The 10,724-nt window shown below is 44.7% G+C and carries 11 protein-coding genes; 5 read left to right on the top strand and 6 right to left on the bottom strand.

Going from position 1 to position 10,724, the window contains the following annotated elements; all coding sequences use genetic code 11:
* A partial coding sequence (locus L5M37_RS12160) for a transposase (protein ID WP_263200593.1) occupies nt 1-206 on the top strand: 206 nt, incomplete at its 5' end.
* A gap of 255 nt (nt 207-461) precedes the next feature.
* Here L5M37_RS12160 and L5M37_RS12155 read toward each other — a convergent pair.
* The gene (locus L5M37_RS12155) at nt 462-1,094 is read right to left on the bottom strand and encodes a HutD family protein (protein ID WP_232005158.1); all 633 of its coding nucleotides are present in this window, start codon (nt 1,092-1,094) and stop codon (nt 462-464) included.
* 8 nt (nt 1,095-1,102) lie between these two features.
* Complete coding sequence (locus L5M37_RS12150; protein WP_263200591.1) at nt 1,103-1,543, bottom strand: copper resistance protein NlpE; 441 nt, start codon at nt 1,541-1,543, stop codon at nt 1,103-1,105.
* Between the two features lie 417 nt (nt 1,544-1,960).
* Here L5M37_RS12150 and L5M37_RS12145 point away from each other — a divergent pair, with 417 nt between their 5' ends.
* The 4 genes from L5M37_RS12145 (at nt 1,961) to L5M37_RS12130 (ending at nt 6,190) form a co-directional block, all read left to right on the top strand.
* Nucleotides 1,961-3,322, top strand: coding sequence for a sensor histidine kinase (locus tag L5M37_RS12145; RefSeq protein ID WP_086904477.1), 1,362 nt, complete (start codon nt 1,961-1,963; stop codon nt 3,320-3,322).
* Between the two features lie 323 nt (nt 3,323-3,645).
* Complete coding sequence (gene rfbA / locus L5M37_RS12140; RefSeq protein ID WP_115014267.1) at nt 3,646-4,536, top strand: glucose-1-phosphate thymidylyltransferase RfbA; 891 nt, start codon at nt 3,646-3,648, stop codon at nt 4,534-4,536.
* A complete protein-coding gene (rfbC, locus tag L5M37_RS12135; RefSeq protein ID WP_263200589.1) occupies nt 4,523-5,062 on the top strand; it encodes a dTDP-4-dehydrorhamnose 3,5-epimerase in 540 nt (179 codons plus the stop codon). The genes rfbA and rfbC overlap by 14 nt, the downstream gene beginning before the upstream one ends.
* Before the next feature lie 33 nt (nt 5,063-5,095).
* Entirely contained in the window at nt 5,096-6,190 is a 1,095-nt protein-coding gene (locus L5M37_RS12130; RefSeq protein ID WP_263178062.1) for an NADH:flavin oxidoreductase/NADH oxidase, read from the top strand.
* Between the two features lie 108 nt (nt 6,191-6,298).
* Here L5M37_RS12130 and L5M37_RS12125 read toward each other — a convergent pair whose 3' ends face one another.
* The 4 genes from L5M37_RS12125 to L5M37_RS12110 all read right to left on the bottom strand — a co-directional run bounded on the left by L5M37_RS12125 (nt 6,299) and on the right by L5M37_RS12110 (nt 10,536).
* Nucleotides 6,299-8,644, bottom strand: a complete 2,346-nt coding sequence (locus tag L5M37_RS12125; RefSeq protein WP_263178060.1) for a YjbH domain-containing protein — start codon at nt 8,642-8,644, stop codon at nt 6,299-6,301.
* Entirely contained in the window at nt 8,644-9,429 is a 786-nt protein-coding gene (locus tag L5M37_RS12120) for a capsule biosynthesis GfcC family protein (protein WP_263166600.1), read from the bottom strand. Before L5M37_RS12120 ends, L5M37_RS12125 begins: the two co-directional genes overlap by 1 nt.
* 10 nt (nt 9,430-9,439) lie before the next feature.
* Nucleotides 9,440-10,150, bottom strand: coding sequence for a YjbF family lipoprotein (locus L5M37_RS12115; protein WP_263178058.1), 711 nt, complete (start codon nt 10,148-10,150; stop codon nt 9,440-9,442).
* Nucleotides 10,151-10,296: 146 nt separating this feature from the next.
* Nucleotides 10,297-10,536 carry a hypothetical protein gene (locus L5M37_RS12110; RefSeq protein WP_263178055.1) on the bottom strand — a complete coding sequence of 80 codons (240 nt, stop codon included), beginning with the start codon at nt 10,534-10,536 and terminating at the stop codon, nt 10,297-10,299.
* Nucleotides 10,537-10,724 lie beyond the last annotated feature (188 nt).

Here is a 10,724-nt window from a genome sequence, read left to right as displayed (position 1 = left end):
CGTGCTGTGGTCACATATCGAAGGATAACCGCGCCACGCAAGCTCGGTTTGCCTGTGTGGAATGTGGCTTTGAAGAAAACGCCGATGTCGTCGGCGCGATCAATGTATTAAGGGCGGGACACGCCCGATTAGCCTGTGAAGTGAGTGGTGCAACAATGCCGCCAGCAGCAGGAACCCACCGAAGCGAGTCCGGCGTTCGCGCCTAACCGCAGTAGGAATCCTCGTCGTTTACGGCGAGGAGGATGTCAAGGTACACGGTAATATCTGGATCCCCGCGTCCGCGAGGATGAAAGTGTAAAGGGGGGAGGATGACGGTGTGAAAGCGAGGATGGCCGCCTAAGAGTGGCTAGGATGACAACGTAACAGAAATCGGCTTTTCCGTAATCCGTCCTCCGTCAGCGCAGCGTTCCGTCAATTGTGAACTAAGCGTTCTGTTATCTAGGAAGGTTACTTTGCAATTTTTAGGACGTCCCTTTGTTCCTACTAAGGCTAATGCAGAGCCATTTGGTTGGATTATCACTTTTGAAATTGAGCGGTTCGCCAGGGGGGCAGAGCAATAAATCGTAGCGTTCAAGCTCAGTTAAATGGCCATTCTGGTCCCATATAACGGGTTCTAAACACAAGAGTAATTGCAGTGGCATGCAAACGTTTTGCTCCTGTGTTGTGTCGAGTGTGTTTTCGCTTGAATCAGAGATAAAAGTGTCGTTAATGCAGATTTTTTCGATATTGGAGCTATATTTGTCCCGTTTGGTCATAACATTGAAATCGAGAACTGGGTCATCCAGTAATTGGCTCTCAATTTGAGTTTCACCCTTAAAATTAAACGGGGCATTATTGGGGGTTAATAGGGTGCTGCTATTGAGGCTATCTCCTTGAATGTGCAGTTTGAGTCCTTCACCTTCGAGTAAGCATAGTTGCCTATCTATGCCGATAAATAGTGAGAAAGGGCCGCTGCTCGAAACGCTGGCTATGCTTATCCGATAATCAAAATCAGATAAATCCGCATGGCTTGGGGAAATCAGTAACTGTTTGGTACTGCCGCCGCCATTTTTCCATGTTGTTGATGGGCATTCCCGATAACGGATAAGTTGCATATTTTTTATCAACCTTTCTTCTTCAATACATAATGCTCGGCAAGTTCACCGGTAATGCGTTTGCCCTCAGTGTCTAGCATGATGAGTTGGTTTTCACCGACCAAATATTGACTACCATCCGCTAGGGTGATGTTGCGCCCTTGTTCATCCCAAACTGCGGTGCCTGTTACTTTGAAAATCCGCTCATCTTTGCCTAAATAAACAGTCTTTAGCTCGAAGCTGTTATCTGCCCGCAGGCTGATATGGGTTTGGATCCCCTCACAGCTTGCACAGGGAACGACGCCTTCATATTCACCGGGCCAGTCGAGTGCATTTTTGCTGGTATCGCCAAGGTAAATGCTGGCCGTTGCCTCGGTTTGTGCCGCCGTATTTGCACTTGGTTGTGCGGGCTCTGAGCAGGCGGTGGTGAACAGGGCTAAAAAGGTGATTGTTAAGAGTGATTTGTTCATACCCGATCCCATTTGTTGAGTAAAATTTAGCATGTCAGTTGTTATCATACTCGGCAAGGTGTATTGAGCAAAATTTCTCTTATTATCATGTTATAACAATGTGTTATTTGCACCTCGATTGTTTATTTAGCTGATGGAACTTGCCCTTGGTGAAGATAAATTGTTGAAGTGATTGCATGCTCTCGCTCTGATTTTTCACTCTAACGACTCATCATTTGAGTTGAATAATGGCACTTCACTCCTCGTTTCGTGTTTATGAATTGGCAATAGAGAACAAAATTTAATCTCGAAATGTCAACATGGCCTCGTCACTTCCTAGATTGAATCTATACTAAAATCTATCTCTTAGCGCTTGGGAGGTGGGCTTGTGGCGTTATCCAAAAACAATACAGAATCTTTAGGTGGATCAATATCATTATGACGCGCATGTTAGACAGAATTCTATTCGATGTGAGTAAGTCCCAGGTGATCGATCAGGGGGATTTAACACAGGCATCGCAGTTGATTGTGTCATCCGTCTGCAAGGGACTTAATATTTCCCGCGCCGGGATCTGGCTGTGGAGTGAAGATCACCAAAGTATTCAGTGTTTTTTCCTGCTCGATAATGCGCGCGTGCAGGAGCCATTAGTCATAACCCGCAGCCAATATCCTCATTATTTCAGCTTGCTAGATAACGAACGCACTATCGTTGCTAATCACGCGCAAACGGATCTTGCTACCCATGAGTTTTTGGCTGGGTATTTGCAGCCAAATCACATCACCTCAATGCTCGATAGCCCAATACGACGCAGTGGCAAGATGGTTGGGATTATTTGCTCTGAACATCAAGGCACACCCCGTGAATGGACTCGGGATGAAAAAGCATTTGCTTCCGCGCTAGCCGATTTGTTTGCACGTGCAATGAGTGCGAAGGAAATTTTTGATTATCAACAACAACTAAAGGCCATCAATGCGGATCTTGAAAGCCAAGTTGAACATAGAACAAAAGAATTAGAGGCGGCATTAGCTAACCTGAGTGCGACCCAAAACCACCTCGTCGAGAATGAAAAAATGGCGGCACTGGGAAGCTTAGTCGCTGGGGTCGCCCATGAGGTCAATACACCATTGGGGATAGCGGTGACGTCGGTAACCCATTGTTTAGATGAACTGGCGTTATTGAAGGGATTTTTTGAGCGTAATGAACTGGATGAAGATAAGTTTTTAAGTTTTATTAATACTATGCAAGATGGATTAGGGTTAATTGAACGCAATCTTTCACGGGCGGCTGAGTTAGTGCATAACTTTAAACGTACGGCGGCCGATCAGTCCGTTCTGGAGCGTGAACGCTTTAATCTAAAGACCTATATATTCCAAATTTTTAGCTCGTTAAGACCTTTAATGCGTAAGAAAAACATTACCTTAACCGTTGAGTTAGATGATAATATTTTTATCGACTCTTATCCCGGTGCAATTGCGCAAATATTTACTAACTTAGTGGCTAATAGTTTTCGCCATGGTTTTCCTGATGATTTTACTGGAGATAAAGCAATCACTATTCGGGTTGACAAGCTCAATGAACAAATTCGAATGATGTATCAGGATAACGGTGTGGGTATGTCCGATGAGGTTAAGGCGAAGGCGTTTGAGCCCTTTTTCACTACCGCGCGTAAGGAAGGCGGCACTGGGCTGGGTATGTCCATTATTTATAATCTGGTGACGCAGAAATTAAATGGCAGTATTTTGCTGACTTCCTCTCCCAATCAAGGCGTAAAAGTCGAAATTCAGATCCCCGAGCGGTAAAGAGGACACTCGCTGGCTCGCTCTAGAACACCGCTGTGTGGCTATAGACTCTAGCAGCGAAGCGCTCTAGTTTCTACGAACGCCGCTGTGCGGCTACGGAATGTCACTGCGTGACTGACTGTTTACAGAACGGGCTTCGCCCTGACGGAGAGTGAGCTTGCGAGCGTTCGGTAATCCGTCAATCGTAAACGAAGTGTTCTGTAATCCAGGACACTGGTTCGCAATTTCTAGCACCTAGCAAGCCTTTGGCCGGTCTGCTTTTCCCTGCGTTTGTATGCTACACTCTTTGCACTTTAGTTGATTCACTAATCCTAGATATATCAATGAGAAAAGGCATTTTACTGGCGGGGGGCACTGGCTCTCGGCTCTATCCTATGACGCAGGTTGTGTGTAAGCAACTGCTGCCAATCTATGATAAACCTATGATTTATTATCCCCTTGTCACCCTAATGCAGGCTGACATTCGGGAGATATTGATCATTTGCACTCCCCATGATTTGCCGCTTTTTCGTGCCCTGTTAGGGGATGGTACCCGTTGGGGGATTCGGCTCGAGTATGCCGAGCAGTCGTCACCAAAGGGTTTGGCTGAGGCATTAATCATTGCCGAGTCTTTTTTAGCGGGTGATGCATGTGCGCTTATCTTAGGTGATAACTTATTTTACGGTCAGCATCTTAGCGCTAACCTACAAAAAGCATTACAAATGCAATCGGGTGCGACTATCTTTGGCTATCATGTGGCGAATCCTAATGCCTATGGCGTGGTTGAATTTGATGATTCAGGAAAGGCCATTTCAATTGAAGAGAAACCCTTAGCGGCGCGGTCTTCCTACGCGATTCCCGGATTGTATTTTTTTGATAGTCGAGCCTGTGATTTTGCTAAGAGTGTGCATCCTTCGGCGCGGGGAGAGTTGGAAATTGTCGATGTGATCAGCCGATATTTGAGTTTAGGTGAACTACAAGTAGAGATTATGGGTCGAGGAACCGCCTGGCTTGATACTGGGACACCCGACGCTATGGCTGAGGCAACACAATTTATTGCCGCGATTGAAAAACGGCAAGGGCTCAAAATCAATTGCCCTGAAGAAACAGCATTTTATCTAGGCTGGATTGATGCTGTACAGCTACAAGCCTTGGCGCACCCTTTATTGAAAAGTGGTTATGGTGAGTATTTGTTAGGACTGCTTAATAAACAGGTATTTAATGAAGTGTATTGAAACTGAGCTAGCTGAGGTGCTGGTATTTGAGCCCCAGGTATTTGGCGATGAACGCGGCTTTTTTATGGAAACCTTTAGGCAATCTTATTTTGACGATTGCCTTGCCAATCGAGGACTCCCAGCCGCTGTTTTTGTTCAAGATAATCACAGCCGATCACAGCAAAATGTTCTACGGGGATTACATTATCAATTGCTGCAACCCCAAGGGAAACTTATGCGAGTGTGTGCGGGAAGTATTTTCGATGTTGCCGTGGATATTCGTGAAAATTCATCGACCTATGGGAAATGGGTCGGTCGAATATTATCGGCCGATAATCATTTACAGATGTGGATCCCACCTGGTTTTGCCCACGGTTTTTACGTGCTGAGTGATTATGCCGATGTGATTTACCGTTGCACCGATTATTACGCGCCGCAGGATGAATATGTGCTTGCTTGGGACCATGCCGACTTTGCCATCGATTGGCCCTTGCTAGCTGCACCTATTTTATCGACGCGGGATAGCGACGCCAGCGCCGCATCATAAAACCAATCAGGCTTTGTATTAGAAGGAATGACAATGAGCTTATTATTTTCGCCTTTGACCTTAGGTCAACTCGAGTTAGCAAACCGGATTATTATTGCGCCTATGTGCCAGTATTCGGCGGAAAACGGTCAAGCAACCGATTGGCATACGATTCACTTAGGCAGCATGGCGTTATCGGGAGCGGGAATGCTCATTTTAGAGGCGACTGCTGTTTTGCCCAATGGCCGGATCTCCTATGCAGATTTAGGCCTGTGGGATGACAAAACGGAAGCGGCCTTAGATAAAACACTCAAATCTATCCGCAAGTATTCAAATATGCCGATGGCGATACAACTTGCCCATGCGGGGCGTAAAGCATCAACTCGAAAACCTTGGGAAGGTGGCGGCACTATTGCACCCGATGAACATAATGGTTGGCAGACGATAGCGCCTTCCGCGCAGGCTTTTAACGAAGGCACAGCATTACCGAGTGCGATGACATTGGATGAAATTGATGAGCTTATATTGGCATTTGTCAGTTCGGCGCAACGTGCCGAACGATTAGGGCTTGATGCGATTGAACTCCATGCTGCTCACGGTTATTTACTTCATCAATTTTTATCCCCATTATCGAATCAACGCATTGACCAATATGGTGGCAGTTTAGAAAATCGTTTGAGCTTATTGTTGGCCGTGTTCGATGCAATTAAAGCAGTGATATCGCCTAAGATGGCACTCGGTGTGCGGATATCAGCGACTGATTGGGTTGATGGCGGTTGGGATTTAACCCAAAGCCTAGTATTGGCAAAAGCATTAGAGGCCCGAGGCTGTGATTTTATCCATGTGAGTACAGGTGGATTAAGTCCGCTACAACAAATCCCTGTTGCAGAACACTTTCAAGTGCCTTTTGCCGAAGCCATTAAAGCTGAGGTAAACACACCTGTGATTGCCGTGGGATTAATTACGGATGCCAATAAAGCAGAAACGATTCTGACACACGGGCAGGCTGATGCTATTGCACTTGCTCGCACTATGCTCTATGACCCACATTGGCCTTGGCATGCGGCAGCAATATTAGGTGCAACTGTGAAAGCGCCGCCACAGTACTTACGTTCATCGCCACATGGAATTAAATCGCCAATAAAGTAGTGAGCTAATTTGGCAGTGCAGATTTTACTATTGTAAGTTAGTCCTAATGGCAGAAAACAAAACGGGCAAGAATTATCTTGCCCGTTTTGAGGTTTTACTGCGTACTAATTATTTAATGGGGTCAACACTGGGTCTGGTATACCAAGGCGCACGTGCATCAGTTACATCGAACAAGTTGTACTTACGGCCAAGCATTTGACCGCCGTCGCGGGTCAACGGCATCCATGATAGGAAAGCACGACTATGGGTAGACTTAACCGTCATTAGATCGAATGGGATTGAAATATAGAATCCCTTGGTAAAGCTTCCCTCACCGTATTCATCTGCCGATAGATTAGTTTTAGTCGCAAATGCGCCGACGATAACACCACTATCAAACTGTTTAGAGAAATCAACCGTCACGCCTTTGTCCTCGGTGAGGTATTGTCCTGCACTGATTCTGAGTAAGGTATTAGGAAACCACTCCGGTTGGTAATAAGCCGTTGCATGTCCAGTCACTACGCCAGTCTGAACTCGATAGGCACGATTGGTGAGAGGGTCAAATTGATTTTCATCCTTAAAGAACCCAAACATACTATCGGGATCTCGCTGCTTAGCATAGTTAACATCGAACCCAAAGGCCCATTGACTATTAAGTGGGCGATATAGGAACTCAGTACCAACACCGCCATACATCATCTCTAAATAGCCACCATAGGCTTGATAGGAAATATTATCGCTAAGATTGTCCATCCAAGTGAGTTGCAGGTTATTAACTCTCACTGGGTTATCGTGAACATATTGACGGATTAAGGTTCTTACGCGTTTTAAGTCGGTGCCGTCTGGTGGCACGTCATATAAAAACTTATCGTAGTTATCGTATAAATTAAGGTAGAGAGAACCGCCAAATTCGAAGTTATCGGTAAATCGATAGTTGGCACTACCTGTAACACCGATATTAAACATGTAGAAGCCTTCCGAACCACCGAAGGATTGCACCATAGTTGGTGAAATATCAAAGCCAAGCTTGTCTAACCAATTTTTGTCTGAGTGTGTGACTAGTTGGCCTTGAGGTAATGAAGGGACACTGACTTGACTTGCGTCTGTAATCTTCGCATTCAGATAGCCAAAACTCGCTACTTGCGCAAATTTTTCCGCATTAATACGAGTTTCGGTAATTGGCTGGCTATAGTGAGTTTCAATCAAGCGATACTCTTTGATTCGAGTTAGATCGCTACTGTTGGCGAGTATGGTTGCCGCCCTTTGATGGGCTTCATTTCTATCTCGAAACTTAGTTTGCTCACCAATGACAGTGATGCTGTCAGAGTCGAGGTAAATTTTAGGATTGTTATAGCCCGCAATGGATTGTAGATCCTGTGCTACTTTCGACCAGTTAATTGCTGTTTCTAACATGCCCTCTTGTGGCTGTATTAAATGAACGTCAGCGATTTCTTTTGTGGTATCTAAGGTGGCGCTGGCTATTGCAGGCGTTTGTTCAGAAGAATTAACACTATCTAATGGCGTATTGGTTGTTTGCACATGTGTTAACGGTGCCGCAGGAATTGGCTTATATTTCGCTGCAGCAGGATCGCGTTTAATCTGTGTTAACTCATTAAAATTCGTTTGTAGGCTAAAACCAAGCGTCCAAGTGTTTCCGCGCTCATAGCTTAAGTGCAGATCTCCCCAGTCTCCGAACCGATATAATAGGCCATAGTTAAATTTGCTGTCCTGTGGCATAGCAATACCGCCGCGAACAACTGGAAAGTCGGATTGGTAGTCGTTACCATCGTATTCGACTTTGACGCGTAGTGGGTCCCAAGGCGTTTGATATTCGACACCGCCGAAGAGGGCCGCACAACCTTTAAACCAACGTTGATAATCAACTGTGCCACCTTTACCACCATAGGACGTATCTCGATCGCAGTTATAGTTGAGATCTTTTTTATCCGATGTCAGGTTGCCGCTATTACCGATATATCCCCAGCCAATACCTAAGGTGAAATCTAACGGCCCAACTCGTTTAGTCGCCGCAATAAACTCAGCATCGAATAATCCGGTGCCACCAAAGTCGCGGACACCAATCGAGGTTTCTGGTAGCCAGTTGCTTTCTTCAAGTAGACGGACTTTAAAGTCTATGCCCTTATCCGTGTATTTTGTGTTTCCACTAAAACTGGGGTCGCTACTATAGAGTAAGTCTTGTACTTGGGTATAACGAACTGTGGTTTCAAACCAAGGGAAAAGTTGTACAGAGGCCGTAAAGTGTTGGTATTCGTCGTTATAGCTAGTGGCAAAATTAAACTCGCCTTCAGGTGCCATACGCCCCGTTGGCATCTGCATTAAACCAACACCGCCAAAATCTGATTGCGAGGCTAAGAGTGTGGGATAGCTAAATTCATCGGCAGTCGCATGTAATAGTGGCAAAAGTGCCAAAGATAGTGCGGATAGACGACCTAAAGAATGGAGAGAGTTTTTCATTACAGAGCCCGATTCCTGAGTAATTCAATCATGTTTTCATTCAAACTCGTGTCGTCACCAAAGCCGCTTGAAAACTCAACGTAAAGTGTTGCCCCAGGTGCAATATCCTGAGTCTGATGGTTCCAATAGGCGATAGGTTGTTTTATTGCCTGTCCATCGGGTTGAATTATCCATATAAAACTAGTTTCAGCATTATCGAGTATGCCTGCTTGCTTGAGGTAATCTTTGCTACTTAGTTGATTCTGCCATGTAAAACTCCCCGTTTGAGCCACTGCACCAAGTACCGTGACGGTTGTTGGACGAGGCGGTAAAACTAATAGAAAACGACCATTAATCAGCGCATTATACGAATCATTAATTCGAATAACATCAACATCCAGTGGTTGTATTACACGTTGTCCAAGTTTTAAGTTGCGAATGAATTGTGCAAGTTTAGCTAGCTTGGCGATGTAAGCACTGTCGTCTTTAGCTTCGCCCATTTTGGATAGTAGGGTTAAGACTTGCTGGCGTTTAGTCTCTAATACGGCGGTATTCTCAATATCGAGTAATGCTGCACCTAACCAATAAATAGGCACGACTTCATTTTGATTGGTCTTATTATATTTTGGAAGTTGGACTAATCCATCTTGCACTATTTGCTCAATACGCACTGCTGCAGGATAGTTCAGTTGAACCTGAGCATCTTGATTTATTGATGTGCTGATGAATAGCTGAGTTTCAGCCTGAACAGTTGTCGTTAATACCGAACTAAGTACAAGTGCCAATGGCGCTATGTAATATCTCATAATGGTTCCACTAGGATGCAAATGGCTTAAGTAAAGTGATATCAATAAAAGGTAGATTTGGTGCTATCTTCTGGCGACTTTTAATGACGTGTCCATTATCTGGCTTTAACCAAAATTCATTTTGATACTGGATATTCAGGCCTTCCACTGATACTAGCTCACTGTAATGCAGTGCTTGAGTTGGCGTATCGTTGATGAGTATCTCTTCCTCGGCAATAAAAGCAAACTGCGACTTAATCTTATATCCATAGTGGTATCCTGGCTGCCAATCAATAGTTCGAGTCCAAGTTTTAGGAGTACTGCTTAAATGCAAGCCCAAGAGAATAGGATCGGGTTCAGAGCTTTCTATTGCGGCTAAATTGCCAGTAAGTAGACTTTGAGTTTTTACTAAACGTCCGTTCACTGTCACTAACATAGCGTTATCCGCGGAGAGCCATTTTAGCTCAATTACTTCCGGTACGGGTCTGACTGGGGTGAGAGTTTGTTTCGGTTCCGCAAAGGCTAAAACAACAAATGCTTGGGGGGTGTCATCAATCTTGACATAAATGCTGGCATAGGGATTAGCTTTCACTTGCTCGGTTGTGAGCTTAATATCGCTATCTCCAACGAAAGCCAATTTCATCGTATCGTTGAGGGCGCTAATTCGTTGACTACAGCCAGAAATTCCCATTAATGCAATGGAGGCTGTGAGTAGTGATAGTAGTTTTTTATTTATACGCATCCGAGTTGCTTATTCTCAATAGTCATAAATATCAAATGTAGAGAGAGGTGAGTCTTATTTCAAGAAATGGAGCAATTCCTACTCTCTAGGAGAAACAAAAAAAACAACCGCCAGTAGGCGGTTGTTTGATAGCTATATCAGACTGATTAGTTGCCAGTACCAGTGGTAGTGTTAGTACCTGTACTCGTGATTGGGTTGCCATCAGAGCTGTTAGAGATTGCAACAGCACCGGCAATTGCAGCACCAGCAGCAACAGAACCAGCAACGATTAAACCAGTGCTGTTAGCTGCAGCGTTAGCGCCTGCTGCTTGGCCTTCAACTGCATTTGCAGCCATAGAGCTGAATGCTGTCATTGCAACGATAAGTGCTAGTGAAGTTTTTTTCATCGTGATTCCCTTTTTGAAAAAATGTGCATGATTTTTTGATAATCTAGTACAGCATAGTAAGCGATGCAAACAAAATTATCAATGTTAAATCCATCTTCTTGCTCATGCGAAAGTTTGAATTTCGGCACTAATATTCAAGCTATATCTATCCATTTGGCATGATTTTTAGTGAAGAAACTGATTAAGTC

This window comes from Shewanella sp. SM69, from assembly GCF_025653985.1.
GTDB lineage: Bacteria > Pseudomonadota > Gammaproteobacteria > Enterobacterales > Shewanellaceae > Shewanella > Shewanella oncorhynchi.
This window is presented reverse-complemented; position numbering and strand designations above follow the sequence as displayed.